Below are 26,628 nucleotides of genomic sequence, written 5' to 3'. Positions count from 1 at the left end.
TCATCAGGCCCCTCGTCGAACGCGTCGCTGACGCGTTCGTCGAGGATCTCTTCGGCATTTTCTGGCCGTGATGGGCGCTTAGTCCGCGGAATTGCGTAGGAGAGGCCGAGACTTTTGAGGAACGTAGTAAGATGAGCTGGGTGAAATTCAACGCCGAATTCTTCGTTGATGAAGTGCTGTATCTCCTGTTTCTTCCACGGTTGCCCCTCACGGAGCAGTTCCAAGAGGCGTTGCTGTTGTTCTTCGCCGAGCTTCGGGGGCCTGCCGCCCCCGAAGTTCGGCATCAGAAGTCCGAGCCCGCCCTTGTTCCATCGGCGAGCCCAACGCGTTCCCGTCGCGGAGGACCTGCCGACGTCGTCGGCAGCGTCCTCCAAGGTTGCCCCCTTGTAGAGCCGCTTAACGAAAATCAACCGCTCAGTGAGTTTTTCATCCGTAGNGCTGAGGTGACGGACGATCTCTTTACGGCGATCCCCAGACATAGCTACACATCAAACTCTACCTTCATAACTTCTACTAGGCACTATGAAGCGCTCGACACGCCTGTGGATCGTTTTGTAGGTGACTTCGATTTGGCACTGTAACTGTCTGAGACTCGTGTTAAACCGCGAAAACGCGTAGATCGAGAACAACCACTTGCGGAGCGCAATCTTCGAATGAGCGAAGATCGTGCCAGTCTTATCATTGAACGTGCGGTCGCAATCCTTACACAGATACCGTTGAAAATGCCCGTAGCTGCCGTTTCTGACCGTTCGGTCAGAACGGCAGCGAGGACAGGAAACACCGTCACGCCAGCGAACCTGTTGGAGCAGGTCCGCTGCGACCGATTCCGACCCAAACGCATCTAGCAGAATCATTCGTGTCGGACACCGCTGACGCGGTGTTCTTGTCCTCTTCGACTCCACAGCGACAGCTCAGCAGTATCAACAACCTCATACAGAAGAGCGCCTGCTGAATACAGGGAATACTTACGTCCGTATTTTCGATTAGACTGTTAATGACGGACTGGGAGGGTGTGAAACAAGAACTGACAGAGGCAGGCTATTCTGGATTTGAGTTCGATAGCGGCGATACGGCTGTGTCGGGATTGTCCGGTGAGTGGGTATCCGGTAAAATCGCACGCGAGGGAGCATTGAGACACGAGAACCAATCGCTATTGATATGTATTCTCGACGCATTGCCAGGAGACGGTGGTGCTGTGGATGCTGCTCCAGAAAACGCCCCGGAAAGCATACGCAGCATCGCCACTGAACACGGGCTGGAAGTCGTGATAATCAGCGTTTCTGCTGATGAGGCGCGTATCGCCCTTTGTGACCCCTCAAATCATGACTTGTAGCGGGGTGTTCGCTATCGCCGTTAGGACGGAACTGATTACGAATTACTCGATCTTTTCACCGTCCTATCTTTCGATCTTATTTTCACCCGCCTGTGTTGGTGCCCAAATATACGTATATTCGACACCTGACCATCCCAAAGCGTCGTAGACAGCATTCTCCCGCAGTACGGTGTTCAAAGCTGAATTTGAATATCCCATAGTGATAGTATACTTCAACTTCCAGTTCTCGTTGATGACCCCTTCCGATCCAGCGATCCAGGTGGACGGATTGACACACCGGTACGGCGACATCGTCGCCGTCAATGACCTCGACCTCACTGTCGAACAGGGTGAAGTGTACGGGTTTCTTGGGCCGAACGGTGCTGGAAAATCAACTACGATTAACATCTTAATTGGGACGACCCAACCCACGTCTGGGTCTGTGTCCGTACTCGGGTACGAGGCCCAAACGGCCTCGGGCTCGATCCGACAGGCGGTTGGGCTCCTTCCGGGCGAGTTCGGGCTGTTTGAGCGACTGACTGGGCGTGAACACGTCGTATTCGCACAAAACTGTAAAGATGTGACCGAGAGTCCAGACGACATCCTTGCTCGAGTCGGCCTTGCTGACGTCGCAGACCAGCGGGCAAGTGGCTACTCAACGGGGATGGGACGACGGCTCGCACTTGCGATGGCACTGACTGGCGATCCGGACTTACTCGTGCTTGATGAGCCAACACGAGGGCTAGACCCGAACGGCGCCCGGACTGTCAGATCCATCGTACGTGAGGAGGTTGAGCGCGGGGCAACCGTCTTCTTCTCTAGCCATAGCATGGAACAGGTGGAGTCGGTCTGTGACCGCGTTGGTGTACTCCGGGATGGGCAACTCGTGGCTGAAGGTGATGTCGAGATGCTCCGAACCCGCCTCAATGACCACCAAATCGCTCTCACAGTCGAGAGGGTACCGGACGGCCTGCCTGATCAACTCGGTGGACTCGACGCTGTCTCCGATGTCCAGATTGACGGCACAACTCTCACGATCTCGCTGACGGTGGCTAGCCGAAAAGCCGCAGTTATCGACGCTACAGAGGCCGCGGGTGCGACTGTGATCGACATCGAAACGTACACCCCCTCGCTAGAAGAGTTCTTCGCGGCGGTGACGGATCAAGACGGGGAAGTGGCCCACAACGAGATGTCCGCAATCGCCGCCGCGACAGGAGGTGACGCATGAACTGGCACTATGTTGCTCGGACCGATCTCCGCGGGCTTATTCGATCAAAGCTAATCTGGCTGGCGACCGCTATTGTTGCCGGGGTGTGCGGATTAGCTACAGCGGTTCCGGCATTAGTTACTGATAGCCCCAGTCTGAGCTATACACTCGGCGTAGAGACGCTGTTCATTGCGCTCGGTACTGTGGTGCCATTTGTCGCACTTGGTCTCGGCCATCGTGTCATCGCTGGCGCACGCGAATCCGGTACGATGCGATTCCTTCTCGGACTTCCAAACCGTCGACTTGATATTGTCCTCGGAATGGCACTATCACGGGTGGCTGCGACGATTGGCGTCGCGGGGAGCGGCGGTATCGTCGGCCTACTTATGTTGGTTGGATTGTATGATTCAGTTCCGTTGGGTCCGCCGCTTCTAGTAGTGCTTGGACTGATCACGGTGGGCGTCGTCTACGCGGTTGTCGGTGTCGCTATCTCTGCGAGTGTCGACTCGTCTACTGGTGCAGTCGGCGGTGCGTTCGGCGCCTACGTCGTACTGTTTTTCTTCTGGGAAAGGATTCCGCAGGCGGTATACTGGCTCGTTAATAGGTCGTTCCCGGGTGGAGACACCCGGCCTAGTTGGTTCGCATTCCTGACACGACTAAATCCTGGAACAGCCATCGGCGACATTACCGTCGCACGATTCGAGTGGATGCGCAATGCGGAGTACGTCTCAGTCCGTCGAACATCAGATCTGATCGAGGGAGATACACCATTCTATCTCTCGGAACCAGCCGGAGTTGTCGTTGTACTAACCTGGGTTGTTGCTTCGATACTAATCGGATACTGGTCGTTCAGGGAGCAATAGTGGGTGATAGCGGCACAGAAGCGGCTCCTGCTGCTGTCTGGCGTCATCGGCGGTAATCGGCGTGATTGCTTTCGCTAGTGACTGCCAATATTCCGCGGATACAGCACTTACGATGTTACAGGGCCGCTGAGAATCGACCGGACGTATATCTGGGCACCGACGCAGTACCAGACAGACGTGGTCAACCATCGAAATCCGCTAACGAGAGTCTCGCTTCCGGGGGCGCCGAGCATGAATTCCACGTTAGTTGCCGCGAGCGCGCCGCCGAAGATATCGGGCATGGCGACAGTTGCAACAAAACTCACTAGCAGGGACGCGACTCGTAGCCACTGGGTGGTCGTGGTGGTCCAACTCATCCGAAGGGCGGTTACGGGCCCTACACCACCGACAACCGCGATATCCGGCGCTAGCCAGAACTTGTAGAATATGACCGCCACAACCGAGCCGAACAAGAGTGTCGGCGTGACCCCTTCGAACACGCTTGGTCCGAGCACTCCTGTGTCGAAGACGAGTAACGAGACAACCATGAGCGACAGCGCAAATGCTATCGCAGCGATAATTATCATCCCGAGTAGTGTCGCTGACAAGGGTAGAAGACGGCGTGTGACGAATGCGACTGTCTCCCGCCTCGTCATCTGCTGGTCGGTCAGTTCGCTTGCGACGACGGTGGAGATGTACCCCCGGAGCAGGATACCCAGCAGCACACCTCCGATTAGATTGTGAATTGGAGTATCGACCCACCCGACCGTCGGCTCAAACGGCGCCAGTATGAGTTCGAGTGCTGCCAGCACGACGACGAATGTCATGGCTGTTGCCGGGACTGACAGTCGCTTCTGGAGCAGGTCAATACTCCACCGAAGATCACCTGCCGTTGATCGCCCGAGAATCGCTGGATCAATACCGCGGCAGCGAATACACCCACACCCGTCGATGTCGTCACGCGGAGGGATCATCGAGGCTCCTAGCAGCACATGTGATGATGAATTCTTCAATCTATTGGGGATAGCTACTGAAAATTCAGCTTTAGTCACCCAAATCACTATTTCCCCTTCAGACATATCTCTGCCACACTGATCCCATGTCTGGGCTACTCCCAACCCACTCGGACGCAACCATCGACCGGTCCGAAGATCCGAGTCTCCTGTGTATCGACGATGAACGGGCTCGCAAAATTCTCTCGACGCTCTCTTCGGATACGAGCCAAGCAGTATTCTGTGAACTCAACGAGGAACCGAAGCCTGTGAAAGACCTCGCGGCCGAATTGGATATGTCAGTACAAGCGGTTTCCTACCACGTTGATAACCTCCAAGACGCCGGGTTAATCGAAGTGCTCGACATGTGTTACTCAGAAAAGGGACGGGAAATGAGCATCTATGGACCGTCGACGGAGCCGTATATACTCTTTCTCGGCACTACGGACGATCAGTCAGGACTGACAGCCGCGTTCAAACGGTTTGCCAACGCGATTGGACCTGTGGGTATCATCGTCGCGATTGGCGCCGCACTCTCGCGGCTGGTCGATAGAGAATGAGCCCCCACCGAATTGTACTGCGACACCCTGACCAACCTCCATCTGCCCTCTGGACAGACCGATACGAGTACCGCTCCTCCCCAGACTAGAAAGCATGAGTAGCTACCAAAATCAGCGACGGCTCTACGCGCTTTCGGGCGCATTCCTGACCGCGGTTGCGGCTGCTGTGGCCGTGCTGCTCGGCGGCGGTCTGCTTGCGGCTTCAGTACTAACCATACAGGTCTTGATGATTGTTTTAGCAGGCATCTGTGATCTCGTCGCGGCCACCGGCGGTCTCGGCGGCTGGGCGTGGTACCGCTGGGGTGGCCTCGGAAATATCTTGCTGGGACTGTCGCTCCCGCTTGGCTTCGTCGGTACCTCATGGGACTCGATATTCCTATTAGTCACGGGCCTCGGCGGCCTCTCGCTTACCGCGATGGGCATCGATCTGGTCGCGTTCCACGGAAGATACACTAAGCAGACACCATTGGACGAGCGAAATCAATGACATTGTCCGTGACTCATCCTCTTGATCCCTCGGCGGAGGAGTCCCTCGTCGATCGGGTTGCCCGGGTCTCACTGCTTTTTGGCCTCTTAGGATTTCTTGGATTTTTTGGATGGCTCGAAGAAGTTCACTGGGTGTTCGAGATCGCAGAGCTATTTTACCTATTTTTCTTGCTTTTTTTCGTCCCCCCAGCCCTCGTGTTGCTGCGTGGTCTCTGGACTCAAATCCGTTCAGTACTCCGACAGGGGACCGGAACGGAACAAGGAGCGACATCGACACATGATGATAACGATCCGCGTTCGTGGATCGAAATGGGATACGAGCCGGGGCCGCTCAAGACGCTCCAGTTGCTGGTGGTGCTCGTTCATCCGAATACCGCGATCCGCGGCCTGCTCCAGACGTTCGGCGCTATCGTCGCCTATCTCAGGCACGGTGGGCGGCTTCCGCGTCCGCAGACGTTCGAGTCGACTGTCGAGTACCGTCTCCCGTTCGACGGCGAGTGGACCGTAATGAACGGGAGCCCGGATAGGCGGTATTCGCACTCGTGGTTTCCGGTTCGGCAACGGTACGCGTACGATTTCGTCATCACTGATGACGCTGGCAGTACGCACGATGCCGGTGATGGGGTTGAGTCGTTCTACTGTTTCGACGAGCCGATTCTGGCACCTGCTGGTGGAACTGTAGTACAGGCGAAGGATGGTCATCGTGATCACCATCGGACTACCGGGTGGATTGACCCACTCCAGTATCGCCTCGCCGGGAACTACGTCGTCATCAAGCACGCTGAAAACGAGTACAGCTTCCTTGCGCATCTGAAACAGGGAAGTCTCTGTGTCGAATCAGGCGAACGCGTTGAGCGAGGGCAAGAGATCGGTCGCTGTGGCCACTCAGGGAACTCAAGTGAACCACACCTTCATTTTCACGTACAGGATCATTCGTTCCCGTACATCGGCGCTGGCCTTCCAATCCAGTTCGACGCAGCCACGAATCACCCTGAATCACGGCCGAGTGAGCGTACACGGACCTACATCCACTGTGGCCAAACAATCACTCACAGTACGTATGATTGAAAAGCAAAAACGGGACGTTTGGCGAGATGGCTCTCTCTTTCTAATCGGCTTCGGCGGTATCTTGATCGTTGAATTTATTCTATCAGGGCCGGTCGGAACTTTCGGAACAGCGGTTCATGGGTTCCTTTTCGGGTGTTCGGTTGGAATATCGTGTTCCGGCATTTTTCATGTCACACCCAAACAAACCGTTTATTCAACCATCGTGTTGGGATTCGGATTCGCTCTCGGTGCTGTAATCAACTTTTTCTGAACTATGTTACATAGACAAGACAGTGAGCGCTGTTTCAACCCTCGTGTTCAGATAAGCTGATTCCATGCGAAAGCGAACGATCTCAGCCACTCGTCAGCAGTTTCTGCTTTGGCGTTGCTGAAACAGTTTGAGAAATGGTAGTTCTGCGTTTTATCGAACGAAAAATACGTTCGACGCTGTTCCGATTTCCATGTCGTTCGTATCTGAAATCGAGACCGTGTTTTTCACATGCTCGGTGAAGTGGAACCGCACCACCAACGAGAAAGATCGCGTCGTCCACGTCGTGTTTTTCGCGGATTTCCGCGAAAAACTGATCCGCGATCACGTTCGTTCTTGTCGTTTCAAGCTTCGTGTGGAGCAAATCGTTTGAACTGGGATCGACGGCGGCGTACTGCCAATACTGTTCATCGTCAAGCTGAATCACAGTTTCATCGGCCGCAACGTGATTCGGGCTGCGACCAGATTCCGGCTGTAGCTCGGCCTTGTGAACCCAGTTATGAACAGTAGATCGAACCCGATCAACACCAAATACCTCAAGAAATGAAACAGTATCCGAAATCGATAATACAGCAAGGTGGAGCTGAATACTGAGCTTCATCAACAACTTCGGTGTTGCCTCTCGCTCCACAAACTCTAAGTTGATATCGTCTAAACAGCCGCCGAGGCGGTCGTTTTCGGGCATGAATCACTTTGAAAACGCACCGCCTCACCTTTCAAACCTTATCTGAACACCGTCCGCCGCATTGAGGCACCATTTATAAATCCTCTCGGCCGGATATCCGCCTTCGTCGATCAGTCGCCGTTTCCGTGCGGCACCGACAGCACCGTCGCCTCGCCGGAGAGGACCCGCTCGTCGCGCTCGGGAACGGTCGCGGTCGTCTCGGCTACGAGCCGGTCGCCGCCGAGGTCGTCGATGACGCTGACGCTCGCTTCGACCGTCTCGCCCGGGTACACCGGCTTCTCGAAGGACATCTCCTGCGAGAGGTAGACGATGTCGCCTGAGAGTTGCGCGAGCGCTCCGGAGACGACCGCCGCCGAGAGGATCCCGTGCGCGACGCGACCGCCGAACATCGTTTCGGCGGCGTACTCGTCGTCGAGGTGGATGGGGTTCTCGTCGCCCGACAGCTCCGCGAATGCCTCGATGGTCTCCTCGGTGATCGCTACCTCGTGGGTTACCGTCTCGCCGACCGCCGCGACTGGCATACCGATGAGACGCGCGCCGTCCGCCTCAATCCCGTGGTTCAGCCTCGAACCCGCGGCGTGACGCGCTCGAATCGCTGCGCGACCGCGACCCCTTCCGGCTCAGTCGCTCATCCGAACGCCGACCACGTCCGCGTCGGTGGGGTTCGCCCCGCCGTACGCCTCGACCAGCTCGTCCAGCCGCTCGGGGTCGTCGGCGTGGGCCAGCGGCTCGGTCGCCGTCTCGCAGGCGGCGTCGACGCCGAGGCGGTCGCAGATCTCGTTGACGGTCGTCTCGGCCATCTGCCGGTAGGTGGTCAGTTTCCCGCCCACGACGCTGTAGAGGCCGGCGGCGCCGTCGCGCTCGTGGTCGAGCAGCGTGAAGCCGCGCGAGATCCCCCGCCGGTTCGACCCGGACTCGTCGGGCGCGTACAGGGGCCGGACGCCCCACCACGTCCGGACCGTCGGCGCGTCGGCGACCGCGGGGAGCATCGCGGCGCACTCCTCGACCGAGCGCTCGACCTCCCAGTCTTCCGTCTCGTAGTCGTCCGGGTCGGAGACCGGCACGCTCGTCGTCCCCAACACGACCTCGCCGTCGTGCGGGACGACGATATCCCCGTCGTCGGGGTCGCGACACCGGTTCAGCACGGGCGGCGCTCCGTCGTACTCCACGGAGACCATCACACCGCGGCTCGGCGCCATTCCGACCTCGACGCCGGCCATCTCGGCGATCGAGTCGGCCCACGCGCCGGTGGCGTTGACGACGACCTCCGGCTCCAGCGTCGCGTCGACCGCGCCGCCGACCTCGACGGACTCGACCGCGCCGTCGCGGACCGTCACGTCCTCGACGGGCGCATGTGGGTGGACGGTCGCGCCGTGCTGCTCGGCGTCCGCGGCGTTCGCGGCGACCAGTCGGGACGGGTAGATGACGCCGTCCGGGACGCGGAACGCCTCCGCGACCCCGTCGGCGAGGCCCGGCACCGCCTCGCGGGCGGCGTCGCCGTCGAGCCGTTCCGTCTCGATCCCGATCGCCTCGCAGGCCGCGATCTTCTCCTCGAAGTAGTCGGGGTCGTCGCCGTCGAGCCGGACGAACAGGCCCCCGGTCTCCCGGACGCACGCCCCGGCGACGTCGCGGAGTGTCTTATTCTCCTCGATACACTCGCTGGCCCCCTCGGCGTCGGCCTCCGCGTACCGGGCCCCGCTGTGGAGGAGCCCGTGCGAGCGCCCGGAGGTGCCGCTCCCGAGCCCGCCGCGGTCGACGAGCGTCGCGTCGACGCCGCGCGTGGCGAGGTCGCGGGCGACCCCGGCGCCCGTCGCGCCGCCGCCGATCACCAGGACGGTCGGGTCGTCGCTCACGCGACGGTCACCCGGGTTGGCGCGGGAGCGTGCTCCGCCGCGAGACGCCGTCGATTCCAATCACTGTCGATCATGCTATACATACGCATTCCGCGCACTTGAGACTGCCGTCGAACGAGGGGGAAAACCGGTTTCGAAAGGGTGTTATCGGCCGAATTCCGGATCCGGCCGCGACGGCGTCTCAGCGCGAGCCGCCGGCGTCGGCGGGGCAGGTGTCGACGCCGAGGAGTGCGTACAGGCCGCAGGTTCCGGTCGCGGCAGTCGCGAGCATCGCGATGGCGACGACGCCGAGCACCGGGGCCGCGAGGGCGGGGAGTGGCGCGGCGCCCGCGAGAGTCGCTATCGAGGCGACACCGGCGACGGCACCGACTGCGATTCTGACCAGCTTGTCCGTCGCACCGACGTTTTGGTTCATACGTCACAATACGGCGCACAGTCGTATGAAGCTTTCCACCGCCGCCTCGCCTCGCTTCGCCGCGAATCACTCGAAGTCGTCGAGCCCGGTCTGCTGCGACTCCGCGACGTCGTCTCCGCGCAGAGCCGCCGGCTGGCCGTGTTCGGCCGCTATCGACCGCGCGGCCTCGATCCCGCCCGACAGCGACGCGCGGCGCGCGATCGCCTCGCCGCCGAGTCGGGCGGCGGCCGCGCCGTAGACCGCGCCGTAGCGCTCGCGGAACTCCCCCCGGGCTGACTCGTACTCCACGACGGGGTACGGGTACTCCTCGCCGATCCGCACGCCAACCTCGCGCTGGACCGCGAGCGGGGTCTTCTCGGGCGCGTCGAGGTGCGCCGTCGGGAGCGGGTCGAGTTCGGGAACCCACCGCGAGACGAACTCGCCGTCCGGGTCCTGATCGCGGACCTGTTTGCGCGGATCGTACAATCGCAGTCCGGGACGGCCGACCAGCCCGCACTGTGACTGCCACTGCGTGTAGTTGATCGCCGCGTCGCCGTCGATCAGGTGCTCGTAGAAGTGGTCGGCGCCGATCCGCCACGGCTGCTGGAGGATGTGAAAGTAGACGCTCGCGCAGAGCGCCCGCATCCGGAAGTTGAGCCAGCCCGTCTCGCGCAGGCACCGCATGCTCGCGTCGACCATCGGAAACCCGGTCTCCCCTCGCTTCCACGCCGCGACGAGGTCCGGGTCGTGTCGGTCGCGGTTGAATCCCTCGTAGACCGGGTTCACCGCGCGGTCGAGCCACCCCGGCCAGTCGAGCAGCTTCTGGGTGTAGTGGCGGTTCCAGAACAGCCGAGAGACGAACATCGACTTCCCGCGCCCGTCCGGCGCGCGCTCGTCGACGTACCGGTGGACCTCCCGGACCGAGAGGCAGCCGAACCGCAGGTACGCCGAGAGGCCGCTCGTCCCCTCCCGGGCGTCGAGCGGCGAGGAGATCGATCCGGGGTATTCCGCGATCGACTCGGTGAACTCGCGGAGTCGCTCGCGTGCCGCCTCCCGTCCGCCGGTGGGTACCCCGGTCTTCGTCGAGGCGACGCCGTACGCGTCGCTCACGCGGTCGGGATCCACGCCCGTCTCGACGCGCTCGACCGCGACCGACCGCGGGTCCCAGTCGAACGGGTCGGCGGCGAACCACGACTCGACGCGGTCGCTCCAGTTCTCCCGCGTGCGGGCGGCGTCGCGGACGAGCCCATCGCCCGCGGCGAAGTCGACGCCGAGCCGCTCGCGGGCGCGTTCGTCGCGTCGTCGGCCGTATCGACCGGTCGGCGTCGCGCTCGCGACGACGTCCCACCCGGCGTCGACGAACCGCGCGAGCACGTCGAGCGGGTCGCCGTGACCGTACGTCAGCCCCGCCCCGCCCACGTCGCGGTACTGGCGGTCGAGGTCGCGCAGGCAGTCGTGGAGGAATTCGATCCGGGCGTCGCAGGCAGCCCCGCGCTCGTCGTAGAACGCGGGGTCGAAGACGAACAGCGGGAGGATCCGGTCGGACTCGTGGGCGGCCGCCGCGAGCGCGGGGTGGTCCGCGATCCGCAGGTCCTTCCGGTGCCAGACGACGGTCCCCGGTGGGCCCGCGAGCGACCGGACGGTCTCCGCCTCGGGAGCCGATGAGAGCGCGGCGTCGTCGCCCGCGGTCATGTGAACGGATCGTACGGATCCGCGGCGCAAGGACCTGTCGGCCGCCGCGGGTTCCGCGGCGGAAACGTTGAATAGGGTTCCGACGCCGCGTCATCACGGATGTCCGACACAGACGAGCCCGACGTACTGCGCGAACTCGCCTCGCTGCCGACGATCGCGAGCCCGCGCGTGTCCCCGGACGGAGCGACCGTCGCCCTCTACTACGATGTCACCGGTCGCAACGACCTTCACCTCTGTGACCCCGATGACGGGTCCTTGGAGCAACTCAGCGACGGCGACGTGCCGCGTTCGGTCCGCGCCGGCTTCGAGTGGGACCCGAGCGGCGACCGCCTCTTCTACCACCGCGACGAGGACGGCGACGAGCAACACGACGTGTAGGCGATGTCGCTCGACGGCAAGAGCGAGCCGATCGTCGAGATGGCTGGGCAGGTCCACCTCCACGACGTGGGCAAGGACGGCGAGACGCTCCTGTTCGGCTCCAGCCGAGACGGGCAGATGAACCTCTACCGCCACGACGTGCCGAGCAGCGAGACGACGAAGCTCACCGACTACGAGCGCGCGGTCGCGGCCGGCGAGCTCTCCCCCGACGGCGGCCGGATCGCGTACGCGACCAACGAGACCGACGCCTACGAGAACAGCGACGTCTACGTTGCCGACGGCGACGGGTCGAACGCCCGGAACTTGGAGATCGGTGCCGTCGGCGCCGAGGCGCGACCGATCGACTGGGGTCCCGAGGGCGACCGACTCCTCGTCAGCGACAACACGACCGACGTGAGTCGAAGCGGGGTCGTCGACCTTGCCGACGGCGTCGACGACGCGACGGTGACGTGGTTCGGGAGCGACGAGCACACCGAATCGCCGACCGAGTTCCTCCCGGACGGCGAGCGCTTCGTCGCGAACCGGGTAGAGGGAACCGTCGTCGTCCCAGTGGTCTACGACGCCGAGGCGGGCGAGTCGAGCGCGCTCTCGTTCCCGGACGGGGTCGTCCGGCCGTTCGTCGGCGAACCGCTCGCCGACGGGCGCCTCTTGATGTCCCTCACGACGTCGAGCCGCCGGCCGGAACTGGTCGCGTACGACCTCGACACGGACGAATTCGAGCGCGTTTTCGGGGCGGAGTACGGTCCGTTCGACCCCGACGACTTCGTCGAGCCAGAGACCGTGACGTTCACCTCCGACGGCGTTCCCGAGACTCCGGCGCGAGCGGTCGACCACGACCCCGACGAGGAGTTCGAAATCGCGGGGTTGCTGTTCGACTCCGGCCGCCGCCCCTCACCGCTGGTCGTAAACCCCCACGGCGGGCCGCGCGCGCTCGACCTCCAGCGGTTCAACTACCGCGTCCAGTTCTTGCTCTCGCGCGGCTACTCCGTGCTTCAGGTGAACTACCGCGGGTCGTCCGGTCGCGGGCGCGAGTCGTTCAGGAGCTGTACGACGACTGGGGCGGCGCCGAGCAGGGCGACGTGGCGACCGGTGCCGAGCACGTCCTCGACGAGTACGACTGGCTCGACGAGGAGTGCGTCGCCGTATACGGCGGCTACTCGGCTAACTGGCAGATGGTCCAGTACCCGGACCTGTACGCCGCCGGGATCACGTGGGTCGGCGTCAGCGACCTGTTCGACATGTACGAGAACACCATGCCCCACTTCCGGACGGAGCTCATGGTGAAGAACCTCGGCGAGCCGGACGAGAACGAGGCCATCTACCGCGAGCGCAGCCCGGTGAACTACGTCGAGAACGTCGACGCGCCGCTGCTGATCGTCCGCGGCGTCAACGACCTGCGGGTGCCCGTCTCGCAGGCCCGAATCCTCCGCGACGCGCTCGACGATGCCGGCTTCGAGGAGGGGACCGACTACGAGTACGAGGAGCTCGGCGAGGAGGGCCACGGCTCCGGCGACATCGACCAGAATATCCGGTCGCTGGAGCTGCTCGACGACTTCCTCGACCGCCGGATCGGCGCGGAGCGCACCGCGGTCGCGTCGCTGGACGACTGACGAGGCGGCGCGGTCGACCGCCCGCAGTCGACTCTCATCTCTCGACATCCACGCTTGACCGACGCCGAACGGCACGGCGTTCGACCCGGGGGACGAACGCGGCGGATCGGCCCAACATTATTTATCGTGGGTCGGAGGTGTTGGTATCAGGCGGCACATGAGCACAGACGAAGACGCGATCCGGGTTCTTCACGTCGACGACGAGCCGGAGCTCGCGGACCTGGCCGCGACCTACCTCGAACGCGAGGACGACCGGCTCGAGATCGAGACCGCGACGGATGCGGCCGAGGGGATCGGTCGGGTCGCAGACAGCGACTTCGACTGCGTCGTCTCCGACTACGACATGCCCGGCCGGAACGGGATCGAGTTCCTCGAAGCCGTCCGCGACTCGCACCCGGATCTGCCCTTCATCCTCTACACGGGCAAGGGGAGCGAGGAGGTCGCCGGCGACGCGATCGCGTCCGGGGTCACCGACTACCTCCAGAAGGAGAGCGGGACGGGCCAGTACGCCGTCCTCGCGAACCGCGTCACCAACGCCGTCGAGCAGTTCCGAACCGGCCAGCGGGCCGCCGAACTCGGCCGGATCCGCACCCTCGCCAGCGAGATCAACCAAGCGATCGTCAGGGCGGACTCGCGGCGCGCGGCCGAGACGCGGGTCTGCGAGATCATCAGCGAGTCCGACCCGTACCGCTTCGCGTGGATCGGCGAGGTCGATCCCGAGGCGGGCCACGTCGAACCGAAGGTGTCCGCTGGCGCCGAACGCGGGTACCTCGACGGGATCACCGTCAGGACCGACGAACACCCCACCGGACGCGGGCCTGGCGGCACGGCGATCCGCGAGCGTCGGGTCGTCGTCTCACAGGACATCGCCGAGGACGAAGACTTCGACCCGTGGAAGTCGGACGCGCTTGAACGCGGCTTCCAGTCGGTGGCCGCCCTTCCGCTCGGGTATCAGGACACCCTTTACGGCTTGCTCGCCGTCTACGCCGGGCGGCCGGACGCCTTCGACGCGACCGAGCGCGACCTGCTGGCGGAGATCGCCGACGACGTCGCACACGTCGTCCACTCGTTCGAGGTCCGCGCCGCGCTCCGCGAGGAGCGGGACTTCATCCAACAGACGGTGAACTCGCTCAACGACGTTTTCTACGTGCTCGACACCGACGGAACGTTCCGTCGGTGGAACGACCGCCTCGTCGAGGCCCTCGGCTACACCGACGAGGAGATCGGCGAGATGGGGGCGACCGACCTCTTTCCCGAGGGGGAACGAGAGCGCGTCGCGGCGGCGATAACGGAGACGATCGAGACCGGCGAGGTGTCGTTCGAGGCCGAAGCGACGACGGCGGACGGCGAACGCGTCCCGTTCGAGATTGTCGGGTCGACGCTGACGGACCGCGACGGCGAACTTGAGGGGCTCATCGGGATCGCGCGGGACCTCACCGAGCGGAAACGGCGCGAGCGACGCCTGACCAGACTCATCGACAACCTCCCGGGCATGGTGTATCGCTGCCGGAACGAGCCCGGCTGGCCGATGGAGGACCTCAGAGGGGAGGTGGCGGAGCTGACCGGATACGATCCGGCCGAACTGGAGGGGTCTCACAGATACGGCGAGGAGGTCATCCACCCCGACGACCGCGAGGCGGTGTGGGACGCGATACAGGACGGGATCGGCGGGCAAGAGGCGTTCGAGATCACCTACCGGATCCGCACTGAGTCCGGGGAGACGAAGTGGGTCTGGGAGCGCGGCCGGGCGACCTACTCGACCGACGGCGAGGCGACGGTGCTGGAGGGGTTCATCACGGACGTCACCGACCGAGAGCGACACAAGCGAGTCGTCAACGCGTTACACGAGACCGCGCGGTCGGTCATGCGGGCCGAGACGGCGGAGCGGGCCGGAGAGATCGCCATCGAGACGGTCAACGACGTGCTCGACATGCCGGCGAGCGCGATCCACCTCTACGACGAGTCGGACGACGAGTTGGTGCCGGTGGCGTGGACGGAGGCGACCCGAGAGCTGATCGGCACCCCGCCGACCTTCTCTTCGGGCGAGGGGGTCGCGTGGGAGTCGTTCGAGACGGGAGAACCGCAGATCTACGACGACCTCTCGACCGTCCCCGAGCGGTTCAATCAGGGGACGCAGATCCGGAGCGAGATCATCCTCCCGCTCGACCGCCACGGCGTCCTCCTCATCGGGTCGACGGAGACCGACGCGTTCGACGATGTCGACCTCTCGCTCGCGAAGACCGTCGCCGCGCACACGACGACCGCACTCGACCGCATCGAGCACGAGCGGGAACTCAAACGACAGAACGAGCGGCTGGAGGAGTTCGCCAGCATCGTCTCCCACGACCTGCGGAACCCGTTGAACGTGGCGGAGGGCCACCTCGAACTGTCGCGGGCGGAGCGCGACGACGAACACCTCGACGCGGTGGCGAGAGCGCACGAGCGGATCGGCGCGCTCGTCGACGACCTGCTGGAATTGGCTCGGGAGGGCGCCGACGCCGCCGACTCCGAGCCGGTCGACATAGCCGACCTCGTCGCGGAGTGCTGGGGGAACGTGGACACCGCCGCGGCGACGTTCGACGTCGACGCCGAATCGACGGTCCGGGCCGATCGGAGCCGGCTCGCACAGCTGCTGGAGAACCTGATCCGGAATAGCGTGGAACACGGCGGCGACGACGTGACAGTCACGGTCGGTGACGTGGACGACGGATTCTACGTCGCCGACGACGGTCCGGGCATCCCGGACGACGAGCACGACCGCGTCTTCGACTCCGGCTACTCGACTCACGAGGATGGAACGGGCTTCGGGCTCGCTATCGTCCGGGAGATAGCGGAAGCGCACGACTGTGCGGTCCGGCTCACCGAGAGCGAGACCGGCGGTGCGCGCTTCGAGATCACCGGGTTCGAACGAGTCGACTGATCGAGGCTCCTGCGTCGCCGTTCGTCGGGGGTCGAACTCTCGACAGAAACCGTCCAGAGAGCGTCGCGGACGCCGGCGCGAGCGAGCGCGAGGGACACGCCGCGGGTCAGTTGAGTTCGCCGATAGCTCTCGGGACTTTCGACGACACCCGTCCGACGGGGGTTATTTAATCGCCGCCGCCGTCAAACCGGGTAATATGGCTCGACTTCTCGGCGGCGGAGGCGGATGACCGTGGCCGGCGTCGGCTTCTGGGTCCCCGTCGCGCTGGCGACGCTGACCAGCCTCGCCACGGCGTGGGCGCTCGGTGCGAACAGCAACTCGCCGCCGTTCGCGCCGGCGATCGGCGCGAACGCTATCTCGACGATGCGGGCCGCCTTCCTCATCGGCATCCTCGCCGCGCTCGGCGCGCTCACGCAGGGCGGGGAGATCTCCGAGACGGTCGGGGCGGGGCTGATAAACGGCGTTCAGATAACCTCGCTGGCCGCGACGGCGGGGCTGCTCACCGCGACCGGGTTCATGGCCTTCGGCGTCTACACCGGGTACCCGGTCCCGGCCGCGTTCGCGACGACCGGAGCGATGGTCGGCGTCGGGCTCTCGCTCGGGGGCGACCCCGCGATCGACACCTACCGCCGCATCGGGCTGTTCTGGGCGCTCGTTCCGCCCGTTTCCGGCGGCCTCGCGTACGTCACCGCCACCGTCCTCCGGCGCGACGACATCCCGGAGACGGTCGGGGTCCCGCTGCTCGCCGCCATAGTCGGCGGGATCGTCGCCAACGTCCGACTGGGGGTCATCCCCTCGCCGCCCCACGCGGCCCAGAGTTCCCTCGCAGGGTTCATCGCCCGGCAGATCGACACGCCGACAGTCGTCGGGATCGATCCCGCGGCGGTGTTCGTTACCCTGCTCGCGGCCGCGGCGTGGTTCCTCGCCGTCCGCCGACGGACGCAGGCGTCGGTCGAGGGAGGCATCCGGACGTTCCTCCTCGTCCTCGGGAGCGTCGTCGCCTTCTCCAGCGGCGGCAGTCAGGTGGGGCTGGCGACCGGACCGCTCGAAAATCTCTACGGGGTCGAACTCGGGCTCCCCGGTATCGTGCTGCTCTCGCTCGGCGCGGCGGGCATCCTCATGGGCGCGTGGATGGGCGCGCCGAAGCTGCTGTAGGCCACCTCGCGCGAGTACGCGCAACTGGGCGCACGGCGGTCGATCGCCGCGCTGGTCCCCGGGTTCATCATCGCGCAACTGGCCATCGGGCTCGGGATCCCGATATCCTTTAATAACATCATCATCTCCGGCGTCATCGGCGGCGGGCTCGCCGGCGGCTCCGCGGGCGTCTCGCGGCGGAAAATCGGCGTCACGCTCCTCTTTTGGGCGATCACGCTCGTGGCCTCGATCGCGATCGGGTACGGCCTCTACGCGGCCTTCGCCGCCGTGCTCGGCGGGTGACCGGCGGACTCAGCGCACGACCGTCACGGTCACGGGGGCGTCGCCGACCACGCTCGTCGCCACGGTGCCGAGCAGCCGTCGGGCGACCCGTCCCCGCTCGCCGCCGTGGCCGCCCATGACGACGTGATCGACATCGTGGTCGTCGACGTACTCGAGAATCGTCTCGGCCGGGTCGCCCGTCTCGACCGCCGTCTCGACGCGGCGGTCGGTCTCGGCGGCCCGGGTAGTCGCCCGTTCGACGATCCGGTCGGCCCGGTCGCGGGCGCTCTCGCGGCGGTCCTCGTCGACACCGAGGATTCCGCCCTCGCTCATCGGCGCGTCGAGCGGCGTCACCACGTTCAACACCGTCACCCGGCAGTCGAAGCGTTCGAGCGCCTCGTCGAGCGCGTCGGCGGCAAGCGGTGACCCGTCGAGCGGGACGAGGACGTGAGCTGTTGTCATGGGACTCCTTCCGCCCCCGGACACATATCGACGGTGGTCACGGGCCGGGTGCGAAAAGCGGGGGACCGGTCGCAACGGGAGGGTGACTGCGGGGCTCGCTCAGTTGCCCGTCTCGATCGGCGCGCCGACGAGGTTCCCCCACTCGGTCCACGAGCCGTCGTAGTTGCGGACGTCGTCGTAGCCGAGCAGCTCGTGCAGGAGGAACCACTCGATCGACGAGCGCTCGCCGACGCGGCAGTAGGTGATCGTGGATTCGTCGCCGTCGACGCCGGCGTCGCTGTACAGTTCGCGGAGTTCGTCCGCGCTCTTGAACGTCCCGTCCTCGTTGAGCGTGGTGCCGATTGGGACGCTGCTCGCGCCGGGGATGTGGCCGCCGCGCTGGGCCGTCTCGTTGAGCCCCTCGGGGGCGATGACCTCACCGGAGAACTCCTCGGGGGAGCGGACGTCGACCATCGGGATCCCCTCCTCGATCGCCTTGTCGATGTCGTCCTTGTACGCGCGGACGGACTCGAAGGGGCCGCGGGCCGCGTACTCGCGGGGCGTGAAGTCGGGCTCCTCGGTGGAGAGCGGGTAGTCGTTCTCGACCCAGTACCCCTTCCCGCCGTCGATCACGCGGATGTCGTCGTGACCGTAGTACTTGTAGATCCAGTAGCCGAACAGCGCGAACCAGTTCGGCACGCGGCCGCCGCCGTACACGACGATGGTCGTGTCGGCGTCGATACCGCCCTCGCCGTTTCGGGCCGCGAAGTCCTCTTTCGAGACGATGTCGCGCTCCGTCTCGTCGGTGAAGACCGCGTCCCACTCGAAGTTGAGCGCGCCGGGGATGTGGCCCTCCTCGTAGGGCGTGTACTCCGACTCGTCGGTGACGGTCGGGTTGTTGATCTCGACGAGCCGGAGGTCCGAGTCGTCGTCTTGGAACGCGTCGAGGTTCGATTCGACCCAGTCCGCCGTGACGAGTACGTCTTCTGGCATCACGTACACGTTACGCTCCCAACCACTTGTGAAGGACGGATAACGGAGGTCCTTGCCAGCGTCTCTGACGCTACCGGATCACCGTCACGGGCACGTCGGCTTTGTCGACGACGCTCTTCGCGACGCTGCCGACGACCTGCTCGCGCTCCTCCGAGAGCCCGCGGTGGCCGACGTAGATCGCGTCGACCGGCTCCTCGGCCGCGTACTCGGTGAGCGCGTCGGCCGGACGCCCGGTGAGGAGTTGGGTCTCGACGTCGATCGATTCGTCGTCGACCGCCTCCTCGGCGATGCTCCGAGCGCTCTCCAACACCCCCTGTCCGGCCTCGACGGCGGCCTCCTCGCCCGGGAGGACGATCGTCCCGTCGACGAGTTCCGAGTCCGGCGTCAGCACGTGGGCGATCTCGAGCGTCTCGTAGAACGCGACCGCCTGTCGCGCCGCGTACCGGACGGCTTCGTCGCTCTCCGTCGACCCGTCGGTCGCAACGAGGTAGCTCATACGCGGAGATGGACCCGAGAGACACATAATTCCTGTCGGGCGTTCCCGGCCCGCGGGCCCGCGCCGAGCTACCGTCCGCCGGCGGCTGCTCCGGGCTACCGTCCGCCAGCGGCCGCTCCCGGCCGAACGCGGTCGCCCTCGGAGGCGTGGATCGCGTCGAGGACCTCCTGAACGCGGGTCGCCGCCGCGAAGGAGACGAGGTCGCCACCGTCGCCGTCGACCGCGCCCGCGAACTCGGTCAGGAGCGCGCGCACGGTGTCGCCGCGCTCGTCGACGAGCGTCTCCTCGCCCTCGCGCCCTCGATTCCGGACGAGCCGATACCACTCCGTCAGCGACAGCGACGCCTCGTCGCCGACGACGGTGATGCTGTTCTCCTCGTCGCCCTCGTGGTCGCAGAGCAAGTCGATCGTCCCCCGGACGCCGTCGGCTCGGAACGTTCCGACGACGTCGTCCTCGTAGGTCTCGGGACCGGAGTAGCCGACGTCCGCCGAGACCGTCTCGATCGGCCCGAACAGCTCCTGAACGCCGAACAGGAAGTGCGTCCCGACCTCGCGCAGCGGGCCGCCCTGCTCGCGCGACTCCAGCCACGCTACGTCCTGCCATTCGCGGGGCCACTGCGGGAACCTGAAGCGGAGTTCGACGCGGCGGGGCTCACCGATCTCGCCGGCGGCGACCGCCTCCCGCAGGCGGACGAACCCGGGCGTGTAGCGGAAGGGGAGGTTCACGGCCGTGACGCGGTCGGTCTCCTCGGCGAGCGCGACGAGTTCGCGACCCGTCTCCGCGTCGGCCGCGATGGGTTTCTCGCAGATCACGTGCTTGTCGGCCGCGAGCGCGTCGGCGACGACCTCGCGGTGGGCGAGCGGCGGCACGCCGACGTACACCGCGTCGAGGTCGTCGCGCTCGACGAGGGATGCGTGGTCGGTCGTCGTCGCGGTGCGGTCGGTGCCGTGGTCGGCCGCGAGCGACGCGGCGCGGTCGGCGTCGAGGTCGCAGGCGGCCGCCAGTTCGTAGCGGTCGTGGTCCGCGATGGCGCCCGCGAGTCGGTTGCCGATGACGCCGCAGCCGACGATGCCGATCTGTATCACGGCCGTCGAGAGCGGGCGGACGCGCTTGTAGCTTCGGGAGTCGGAACGTGGATTCGGCAGTCGGGACGGCGTCGGTTCGGGGTCTCAGCGTTCCGCCAGCGGCCGCGCCACCATCTCGCCCCACGACTCGAAGCCGTGGCGGTCGTAAAACTGCTTCGCGCGCTCGTTCGCTGGGTCGACGTCGAGGACGAGTCGGTCGAGCGGGAGGCTCTGATCGGCCGCGAGCGAGAGGGCGGCGTCGATCAGGTCGTCGGCGAGGCCTGTTCCCCGATGCTCGGGGGTGACGTAGATTTCGTTCAACACCGCCGCGTCCCAGACCATCGCCATGCGCTCGGGGAGGACGAAGACGTAGCCGACCACCGCGTCGGCGGTCATGGGCCTCTCTTCGCCCTCCTCGACCGCGACGGTCACGCACCGCGGATCGTCGTCGACGCAGCGGTCGACCCAGTCGAGCCAGCGGTCGCGGTACGCGTCGGTGAGTTTGCCCTCGTAGGCGGCCGCCTTCTCGTCGCCCCCGGTGTGCTCGCCGAGGCCGCGCTCGAAGGCGGTCTTCAGCGCGTACAGCCCGTCTGCGTCGCGATCACGGTCGTACGGGCGGATTTCGACGCTCACGCGTCGCCCTCCAGCACGAACTCCGCGAGCGTCGGGACGAACGTCCCGATGTCGGTGACCATGCCGATCGCCTGCGCCGAGCCGCGGTCGAGCAGTTGGGTGACCGTCGCGGGGTTGATGTCGACGCAGACGGTCTTCGTCGTCGACGAGAGGCAGTTGCCGACGGCGACGGAGTGGAGCAGCGTCGCGAGCATGATCACGATGTCGGCGTCGTGGGCCTGCTCGCGGATCGCGTTCTGCGCCTCGACCGCGTCGGTGATCGTGTCCGGGAGGGGGCCGTCGTCGCGGATCGACCCCGCGATGACGGTGTCGACGTCGTTCTCGACGCACTCGTACATCACGCCCTCCGTGACGATCCCCTCCTCGACGGCGGCCTCGATTCCGCCCGCCCGGATGATTTCCGAGATGGTCCAGATGTGGTGTTTGTGGCCCTTCCGCGGGTGTTCGAGCGTCTCGACGTTCATCCCGAGCGAGGTGCCGTAGAGCGAGCGCTCCAAGTCGTGGGTGGCGAACCCGTTGCCCGCGGAGAGCGCGTCGACGTAGCCAGCGGCGACCAAGTCCGCGAGCGCGTCGCCGGCGCCCGAGTGGATCACCGCGGGGCCCGCGACGACCATCACGTTCCCGCCGTCCTCTTTCACCGCGCGCAGCTCCTTGGCGACCTCGCGGATAGTCGACTCGGAGGGGCGCTCGGCGGAGACGCCGCCCTGCATGAAGCCGAACGCGCTGCCGCCGCTCCGCGGACGCTCGGGCGGGTTCACCCGGACCCCGGACCGGTCGGTGGCGATCAGGTCCCCCTCTTCGACCGCGTTGAGCGTCTTCGTGTAGGCGCGCGGAGAGCCGTCTTGGTTGCCCTCCGGCTCCACCACCAGCGCGCAGTCCATCTCGATCCGCTCGACGTCGATCCATTCGCCGTCGTACAGCACCTCGGTCGGGTGGTTCGTCGTCGAGTAGAAGTCCGGCGGCACGACCTTGTCCGCGGGCGCTGCGACGAGGTCCACCCCGGAGGGGTTCTCCAGCACCGCGCCGTTCTGGTGGAGTTCGTGGAGGATGTCCCGCAGCGTCTCGGCGTCGTCGGCGGAGACGGTCAGCCGGCAGTACGACTCCTCGGTCTCGTGTTTCCCGACATCGAACTGCTCGACGTCGAAGGAACCGCCGAGGTCCATCACCGCGCCGAAGCAGCGCTGCATCGTCCCGCTGTCGATGAGGTGTCCCTCGAGTTCGACCGTCCGCGAGTGGGTCATACGGGGGCGTCGCGCCCGCCGCGGAAACCCGTTTCCCTCGGTCTGTGAGAGCACCTAAGTAACGACCATAATTATGTCTTCTTAACGTTTTAACCGCTCGTATTGCTCAAAAATCCAGAGTATTATCGCACCCCCAAGTCCAGATTCACCGGCTCCGGATTCATCACATTGAGTTCTGATTTTTCAGTCAATCTTCTGCCTACTCCAAGGTGGTGAGCTTCTCCTATGACGACGACGGCCTGATCGTATTTTCGGCTATAGCTGCCGATTACTTCGGCCGTTGTTTCCTCACGAGCATAGTTAGCAACCGCAAGCAGGGATATAAGAAGAATATAGCCTGTTAAAAGCAACACAGCACTGTATTGTATCGCGTTCCACAGAGTCGGTGTAGAAGGCCACATGAAAATTGTAATTCCAAATAGAGATGCCCAATTAACTATTCCCCAGAAGATTACACGAGAATAAATATACTCTCCGAGTGGTTCATTGTCAATCTCGCACCACTCAATATCGTGGCGGGAGGTTAGGTCTTCAACCATCTCAACGTCTCTCCCACTCTCTCCACCGCTTACCTTCGATTTTATTATTCCGCGTATTTCGACTGAGATGTATATATGGAAAATAACAGCAGCAGCGAGTAGTGGAGCGACAGGAATGATTTTAAGAATAGATAGAATTTGCTTTCGTTCAGTTGACTTTTCTACACCCTCAGCAAATATGATATCTGGATTTTCGAGTTGCTCCCTAATTCGTTTCTCACGTTCAGCGATACTGCCAACGTGTGCCCGAGGAAATCCAGATATCCATCTGGTACGTCGTTAATCAATCCAGACACATGACTATAGTGCTAGGTTATGACAGAATTGGTTGATTCAACCAATATTAGATAGGGAATACTCTCAAAATACGTTCGGTGTATTCAGCATAGTATCTTCAGGAGATCATTAGTTGAGGATTTCGGCAGAGCCATTCTGATACATCCCGAACTCCGTGGAGACTACAGACCGACAGTAGACACCTCCAAAGCCCCAGCCGGGAGGCGGGCGCACGCTCGCTGCGCTCCTCGTCGCTCGTTTCACTCGCTCCTGCGGTGCTTGCGTCGCCTGCGCCCGCCTCCCGGCTGCCCCTTTGAGTCCCGGCCCGCACCGCACAGCGCCTCACGCCTCCCCAACCTCGTCGGCCTCCCTGCGGTCGGCCGACTCCCTCGCGCGTGCGGTTCGCGCCCGAAGGGCGCTCACCGGCACGCGCCACCGCCTCAGATCAGTCCGAGGGCGGTGAGGATCTGGTTGCCGAAGATCATCGCGATCAATCCGGTCAGCATCACGAACCCGGACGACACGGTGATCGTCCGCACGGCGGCGTGCCGGTCGCTGATCGGGACCCGACTGATCACCGCCTCGGCGACCATCCGGAGGATGCGGCCGCCGTCGAGCGGGAACGCGGGCAGGCAGTTGAACAGCGCCAGCTGGATGTTGATCCACCCCGACCAGAAGAGGAGGTTCGCGAGCAGGAAGACGCCGCCGCCGAGCGCCGCGAGCGGCCCCTCGACGACGAAGAAGTTGGTCAGGTCGCCGGTGAAGCCCGCGAAGTTGAACGGGAGCCCGAACAGGCTGCCGAGCGGGAGGATGAGCGCGACGAACACGAGGCCGAGCGGCGAGTCCGTGATCTCCCCGAGTGGGAGCCCGTCGCTCGTCCCCTCGCCGCCGTCGCCCCCGAGCAGCGTGAGGTACGCGCCCGCCGGGTACTCCGTGACGCCCACGTCGTCGAGCGCGAGCCCGCTCGTGCCGGGGAAGACGCTGACGCCGATGAACCCGCCGCCGCGGGTCGGGTGCGGGTCGAGCTCCACGTCGTAGGTGTCGCGCTCGCCGTCGGCGTCGAACACGGTGACCGGGACGGTCTCGCCCGGCTCTCGCTCGCCGAGGACGGCCGAGAGCGCAGCGTTGTCGACGACGCGCTCGCCGTCCACGGAGACGATCGTCAGCGGCTCGCCGAGGGCCGCGCCCGCGTCGTGGATGGGCCCGTCCTCCTGAACGCCGACGACGTAGGCGCCGACCGGCACGTCGGGGACGGTGACGGCCCCCTCGCCGTCCGCGGCCCCGACGCCCGAGGCGTTCTCCGCGCCGGGCGCATCGCGGACCTGATCGAGGACGGTGGCGTTGCCCGTCACCGTCAGCGTCGCGCGCTCGTCGCCGCCGACCGCGTCGAAGAAGCCGGACTCGGTCGCGACCGACTCGCCGTTCACGGCCGCGATCGTCACGGGCTTCCCCTCGATCATCACCCCGAGGGGGTTGCCGCCGGCGGAGCCGACCACCTGTAGCTCGCGGTCGACCGTCACCGTCTCCCGCGTCTCGCCGTCGTCGACGGTGAGCGCGACGGAGTCGCCGGCGTCAGCGATCGCGGCCTCGAACTCGCCGCTCGTCTCGATCGGCGTCCCCCCCACCTCGACGACGCGGTCGCCCTGCGAGAGGTCGGCCGCGGCCGCCGGGGAGCCGGGGTTCACCTCGCCGACCGCGTAGCCGGCCGCCGGCGAGATGGCGCCGACGACGGGACCGAAGAGGAGCGCGAAGACGACGATCGTCAGCACCGTGTTCGCGGTGACGCCGGCCGCGAACATCCGGGCGCGGGCGCCGCGGGAGGCCTCTTGGGTCGCCTCTTCGTCCGGTTCGACGAACGCGCCGACCGGGAGCAGCGCGAAGAAGACGAGTCCCATCGAGTCGATGTCGATGTCCTCGACCCGGCAGAGCAGGCCGTGGGCGCCCTCGTGGACCACCATCGCGCCGGCGAGGCCGGCGATGATCTCGGGGGCGACCGACAGCGGGAGGAAATCGTTGACGCCGGGGATGATGAGGAAGTTCTGCGGCTGCTGGATCGCGGAGGGCTGCGCGTTCGTGAACGCCGACATCGCCGACGAGAGGATCAGCGCGAACGACGCCACCATCGCCACCAACGCCCCCCCGAGCCCGAGGTTGGCGACCGCGCGCCAGAACCGCTTCGGCGCCGCGAGCCGGCCGAGGAAGGCGCGCCCGCGGAGCGTCCGGAGGGTCAACACCGGTCCGGAGACCCTGAACGCGTCCGGGAGGACCCCCTCGTTCCGCAGCCACATCGCGACCGCGGCGTACGCGAGGATCCCGGTGAGTACCCAGAACAACGTGTTCATTACGACGACGTTGGGCTCGGCCGTTCGTAAGGGGTTCGGTTCCCGGAACTCTCGGGTCCCGACGCGCCGCGCGAGTCGGTCGGTCCGCCGCGAGCCCCGCGCCGCCGAGGACTGATACGCCTCCCGCTCGTGTGGCGAGGTATGACCGACGCAGACGACACGGAGTCCGGCCGCTCGCTCGCCCCGGTGATGGGTGCGACGTACGTCGTCGCCGGCATCGCCCACTTCCTGATCCCGGAACGGTTCGCCGAGGCGATCCCGCCCTCGTTCCCCCGGCCGGTCGCGCTCGTGTACCTCTCGGGGATCGCCGAGATCCTCCTCGGGATCGGGGTCGCGATACCCCGGACGCGACGCCCGTCCGCGTGGGGGATCGCCGCCCTCCTCGTCGCGGTGTTCCCGGCGAACGTCCATCTCGCCCGGAGCGACACGCTGAACGACCTCGTCCCGGACCGGCTCGTCGGCCCGGCGCGGCTCGCGGCGCTGATCCGGCTGCCGTTTCAGGGCGTCCTGATCGGCTGGGCGCTGCGGTACGCGCGCGCTGACGACGAGGCGGCTTCGTCGCCGGAGCCGGCGACAGCGGAAACGTAGCCCTCGCGCCGTTCGTGACGCGACCGGACGAGGCGAATCGCCGCCGCGAACTCAACACCCAAGTACCCCCCGGCCCAACCGTGGCCCATGATCGCACTCATCGACTTCGTCTCGCGGCTGGTCGGCGACGTCGGCCGGTTCGTCGACATCTTCCTGAACGACCTGATACTCGGCGCGGGCGACCCGCTGTCGGCGCTACTCGTCGTCACCGGACAGGTGCTGCTCGTCGGTGCCGTGGCCGTGTTGGGCTACGCGGCGGTCGGCGCGCTGCTCAACGAAATCGGCGTCAACCTCCCGGCGCTCGGCGGCCGCGGCCGTTCCGAATAGACGACGAGACCCGGACGGATCGGTCG

General features: G+C 65.0%; 23 protein-coding genes and 4 pseudogenes. 11 read left to right on the top strand and 16 right to left on the bottom strand.

Translation table 11 applies throughout. The features are described from left to right. Both C463_RS11645 and C463_RS17885 read right to left on the bottom strand, forming a co-directional pair. Positions 1–479: IS630 family transposase (locus C463_RS11645; RefSeq protein ID WP_008443958.1), on the bottom strand; the 479-nt coding region annotated here is incomplete at its 3' end. 45 nt (positions 480–524) lie between these two features. Next, positions 525–854, bottom strand: a pseudogene (locus C463_RS17885) (transposase); the annotation flags it as partial. Between the two features lie 140 nt (positions 855–994). On the opposite strand from C463_RS17885, the gene C463_RS17880 reads away from it, so the two are divergent. The 3 genes from C463_RS17880 to C463_RS17875 all read left to right on the top strand — a co-directional run bounded on the left by C463_RS17880 (position 995) and on the right by C463_RS17875 (position 3,382). Continuing rightward, positions 995–1,333: a hypothetical protein gene (locus C463_RS17880; protein ID WP_008443956.1), complete on the top strand. Its 339-nt coding sequence runs from the start codon at positions 995–997 to the stop codon at positions 1,331–1,333. 232 nt (positions 1,334–1,565) lie between these two features. Further along, complete coding sequence (locus C463_RS11640; RefSeq protein ID WP_049905861.1) at positions 1,566–2,540, top strand: ABC transporter ATP-binding protein; 975 nt, start codon at positions 1,566–1,568, stop codon at positions 2,538–2,540. Then, positions 2,537–3,382 carry an ABC transporter permease gene (locus C463_RS17875; RefSeq protein ID WP_080510828.1) on the top strand — a complete coding sequence of 282 codons (846 nt, stop codon included), beginning with the start codon at positions 2,537–2,539 and terminating at the stop codon, positions 3,380–3,382. Before C463_RS11640 ends, C463_RS17875 begins: the two co-directional genes overlap by 4 nt. A 107-nt stretch (positions 3,383–3,489) precedes the next feature. Here C463_RS17875 and C463_RS11635 read toward each other — a convergent pair whose 3' ends face one another. Then, entirely contained in the window at positions 3,490–4,188 is a 699-nt protein-coding gene (locus tag C463_RS11635; protein ID WP_008443954.1) for a hypothetical protein, read from the bottom strand. A gap of 272 nt (positions 4,189–4,460) precedes the next feature. On the opposite strand from C463_RS11635, the gene C463_RS11630 reads away from it, so the two are divergent. From C463_RS11630 to C463_RS11620, 3 genes are all read left to right on the top strand, one after another. After that, positions 4,461–4,913: an ArsR/SmtB family transcription factor gene (locus C463_RS11630; protein WP_049905856.1), complete on the top strand. Its 453-nt coding sequence runs from the start codon at positions 4,461–4,463 to the stop codon at positions 4,911–4,913. Positions 4,914–5,007: 94 nt separating this feature from the next. Further along, positions 5,008–5,400, top strand: coding sequence for a hypothetical protein (locus tag C463_RS11625; protein ID WP_008443951.1), 393 nt, complete (start codon positions 5,008–5,010; stop codon positions 5,398–5,400). Next, positions 5,397–6,467 carry a M23 family metallopeptidase gene (locus C463_RS11620; RefSeq protein ID WP_008443949.1) on the top strand — a complete coding sequence of 357 codons (1,071 nt, stop codon included), beginning with the start codon at positions 5,397–5,399 and terminating at the stop codon, positions 6,465–6,467. Before C463_RS11625 ends, C463_RS11620 begins: the two co-directional genes overlap by 4 nt. A 297-nt stretch (positions 6,468–6,764) precedes the next feature. On the opposite strand, the pseudogene C463_RS17865 reads toward C463_RS11620, so the two are convergent. The 5 genes and pseudogenes from C463_RS17865 to C463_RS11595 all read right to left on the bottom strand — a co-directional run bounded on the left by C463_RS17865 (position 6,765) and on the right by C463_RS11595 (position 11,338). Then, positions 6,765–7,399 (bottom strand): annotated as a pseudogene (locus C463_RS17865) (IS6 family transposase). 110 nt (positions 7,400–7,509) lie between these two features. Next, complete coding sequence (locus C463_RS11610) at positions 7,510–7,920, bottom strand: MaoC family dehydratase (protein WP_008443946.1); 411 nt, start codon at positions 7,918–7,920, stop codon at positions 7,510–7,512. Between the two features lie 99 nt (positions 7,921–8,019). Continuing rightward, positions 8,020–9,252, bottom strand: coding sequence for an FAD-dependent oxidoreductase (locus tag C463_RS11605; protein WP_008443944.1), 1,233 nt, complete (start codon positions 9,250–9,252; stop codon positions 8,020–8,022). Between the two features lie 181 nt (positions 9,253–9,433). Further along, positions 9,434–9,667: a YgaP family membrane protein gene (locus C463_RS11600; protein WP_008443942.1), complete on the bottom strand. Its 234-nt coding sequence runs from the start codon at positions 9,665–9,667 to the stop codon at positions 9,434–9,436. Between the two features lie 66 nt (positions 9,668–9,733). Continuing rightward, positions 9,734–11,338 carry an FAD-binding domain-containing protein gene (locus tag C463_RS11595; RefSeq protein ID WP_008443940.1) on the bottom strand — a complete coding sequence of 535 codons (1,605 nt, stop codon included), beginning with the start codon at positions 11,336–11,338 and terminating at the stop codon, positions 9,734–9,736. Positions 11,339–11,437: 99 nt separating this feature from the next. Between C463_RS11595 and C463_RS11590 the strand changes: the two are divergent. From C463_RS11590 to C463_RS11580, 3 genes and pseudogenes are all read left to right on the top strand, one after another. After that, positions 11,438–13,326: pseudogene (locus tag C463_RS11590) on the top strand (S9 family peptidase). Between the two features lie 157 nt (positions 13,327–13,483). After that, entirely contained in the window at positions 13,484–16,246 is a 2,763-nt protein-coding gene (locus C463_RS11585; RefSeq protein ID WP_008443938.1) for a GAF domain-containing protein, read from the top strand. A 231-nt stretch (positions 16,247–16,477) separates the two neighbouring features. Next, a pseudogene (locus tag C463_RS11580) lies at positions 16,478–17,683 on the top strand (anion permease). A 9-nt stretch (positions 17,684–17,692) separates the two neighbouring features. On the opposite strand, the gene C463_RS11575 reads toward C463_RS11580, so the two are convergent. The 8 genes from C463_RS11575 to C463_RS11545 all read right to left on the bottom strand — a co-directional run bounded on the left by C463_RS11575 (position 17,693) and on the right by C463_RS11545 (position 25,687). Next, the gene (locus tag C463_RS11575; RefSeq protein WP_008443935.1) at positions 17,693–18,124 is read right to left on the bottom strand and encodes a universal stress protein; all 432 of its coding nucleotides are present in this window, start codon (positions 18,122–18,124) and stop codon (positions 17,693–17,695) included. Between the two features lie 99 nt (positions 18,125–18,223). Next, complete coding sequence (locus C463_RS11570; protein WP_008443933.1) at positions 18,224–19,096, bottom strand: sulfurtransferase; 873 nt, start codon at positions 19,094–19,096, stop codon at positions 18,224–18,226. A gap of 70 nt (positions 19,097–19,166) precedes the next feature. Beyond that, positions 19,167–19,592: a universal stress protein gene (locus C463_RS11565; RefSeq protein WP_008443932.1), complete on the bottom strand. Its 426-nt coding sequence runs from the start codon at positions 19,590–19,592 to the stop codon at positions 19,167–19,169. Positions 19,593–19,687: 95 nt separating this feature from the next. After that, positions 19,688–20,677 carry a Gfo/Idh/MocA family protein gene (locus tag C463_RS11560; protein WP_008443931.1) on the bottom strand — a complete coding sequence of 330 codons (990 nt, stop codon included), beginning with the start codon at positions 20,675–20,677 and terminating at the stop codon, positions 19,688–19,690. Positions 20,678–20,761: 84 nt separating this feature from the next. Then, complete coding sequence (locus C463_RS11555) at positions 20,762–21,289, bottom strand: GNAT family N-acetyltransferase (protein WP_008443930.1); 528 nt, start codon at positions 21,287–21,289, stop codon at positions 20,762–20,764. After that, positions 21,286–22,530, bottom strand: coding sequence for an ornithine cyclodeaminase (locus C463_RS11550; protein ID WP_008443929.1), 1,245 nt, complete (start codon positions 22,528–22,530; stop codon positions 21,286–21,288). Before C463_RS11550 ends, C463_RS11555 begins: the two co-directional genes overlap by 4 nt. A 122-nt stretch (positions 22,531–22,652) precedes the next feature. Continuing rightward, a complete protein-coding gene (locus C463_RS18680; RefSeq protein WP_137695726.1) occupies positions 22,653–23,069 on the bottom strand; it encodes a hypothetical protein in 417 nt (138 codons plus the stop codon). A gap of 716 nt (positions 23,070–23,785) precedes the next feature. Next, entirely contained in the window at positions 23,786–25,687 is a 1,902-nt protein-coding gene (locus tag C463_RS11545) for a site-2 protease family protein (RefSeq protein ID WP_008443928.1), read from the bottom strand. A gap of 141 nt (positions 25,688–25,828) precedes the next feature. On the opposite strand from C463_RS11545, the gene C463_RS11540 reads away from it, so the two are divergent. Next, positions 25,829–26,275: a DoxX family protein gene (locus C463_RS11540; RefSeq protein WP_008443927.1), complete on the top strand. Its 447-nt coding sequence runs from the start codon at positions 25,829–25,831 to the stop codon at positions 26,273–26,275. A gap of 87 nt (positions 26,276–26,362) precedes the next feature. Further along, a complete protein-coding gene (locus tag C463_RS11535; RefSeq protein WP_008443926.1) occupies positions 26,363–26,602 on the top strand; it encodes a hypothetical protein in 240 nt (79 codons plus the stop codon). The last annotated feature ends 26 nt before the right edge of the window (positions 26,603–26,628 follow it).

Origin of the sequence: Halorubrum californiense DSM 19288 (assembly GCF_000336875.1) — an archaeon.
GTDB lineage: Archaea > Halobacteriota > Halobacteria > Halobacteriales > Haloferacaceae > Halorubrum > Halorubrum californiense.
This window is presented reverse-complemented; position numbering and strand designations above follow the sequence as displayed.

Excerpts from the sequence above, each read along its gene's own strand:
- C463_RS11550 (WP_008443929.1), bottom strand. The coding sequence starts at position 22,530 with ATGACCCACTCGCGGACGGTCGAACTCGAGGGACACCTCATCGACAGC.
- C463_RS11565 (WP_008443932.1), bottom strand. The coding sequence starts at position 19,592 with ATGAGCTACCTCGTTGCGACCGACGGGTCGACGGAGAGCGACGAAGCC.
- C463_RS11635 (WP_008443954.1), bottom strand. The coding sequence starts at position 4,188 with ATGACATTCGTCGTCGTGCTGGCAGCACTCGAACTCATACTGGCGCCG.
- C463_RS11625 (WP_008443951.1), top strand. The coding sequence starts at position 5,008 with ATGAGTAGCTACCAAAATCAGCGACGGCTCTACGCGCTTTCGGGCGCA.
- C463_RS11545 (WP_008443928.1), bottom strand. The coding sequence starts at position 25,687 with ATGAACACGTTGTTCTGGGTACTCACCGGGATCCTCGCGTACGCCGCG.
- C463_RS11640 (WP_049905861.1), top strand. The coding sequence starts at position 1,566 with ATGACCCCTTCCGATCCAGCGATCCAGGTGGACGGATTGACACACCGG.
- C463_RS11585 (WP_008443938.1), top strand. The coding sequence starts at position 13,484 with ATGAGCACAGACGAAGACGCGATCCGGGTTCTTCACGTCGACGACGAG.
- C463_RS11630 (WP_049905856.1), top strand. The coding sequence starts at position 4,461 with ATGTCTGGGCTACTCCCAACCCACTCGGACGCAACCATCGACCGGTCC.
- C463_RS17875 (WP_080510828.1), top strand. The coding sequence starts at position 2,537 with ATGAACTGGCACTATGTTGCTCGGACCGATCTCCGCGGGCTTATTCGA.
- C463_RS11600 (WP_008443942.1), bottom strand. The coding sequence starts at position 9,667 with ATGAACCAAAACGTCGGTGCGACGGACAAGCTGGTCAGAATCGCAGTC.
- C463_RS11570 (WP_008443933.1), bottom strand. The coding sequence starts at position 19,096 with ATGCCAGAAGACGTACTCGTCACGGCGGACTGGGTCGAATCGAACCTC.
- C463_RS11535 (WP_008443926.1), top strand. The coding sequence starts at position 26,363 with ATGATCGCACTCATCGACTTCGTCTCGCGGCTGGTCGGCGACGTCGGC.
- C463_RS11610 (WP_008443946.1), bottom strand. The coding sequence starts at position 7,920 with ATGCCAGTCGCGGCGGTCGGCGAGACGGTAACCCACGAGGTAGCGATC.
- C463_RS18680 (WP_137695726.1), bottom strand. The coding sequence starts at position 23,069 with ATGGTTGAAGACCTAACCTCCCGCCACGATATTGAGTGGTGCGAGATT.
- C463_RS11620 (WP_008443949.1), top strand. The coding sequence starts at position 5,397 with ATGACATTGTCCGTGACTCATCCTCTTGATCCCTCGGCGGAGGAGTCC.
- C463_RS11575 (WP_008443935.1), bottom strand. The coding sequence starts at position 18,124 with ATGACAACAGCTCACGTCCTCGTCCCGCTCGACGGGTCACCGCTTGCC.
- C463_RS11540 (WP_008443927.1), top strand. The coding sequence starts at position 25,829 with ATGACCGACGCAGACGACACGGAGTCCGGCCGCTCGCTCGCCCCGGTG.
- C463_RS11595 (WP_008443940.1), bottom strand. The coding sequence starts at position 11,338 with ATGACCGCGGGCGACGACGCCGCGCTCTCATCGGCTCCCGAGGCGGAG.
- C463_RS17880 (WP_008443956.1), top strand. The coding sequence starts at position 995 with ATGACGGACTGGGAGGGTGTGAAACAAGAACTGACAGAGGCAGGCTAT.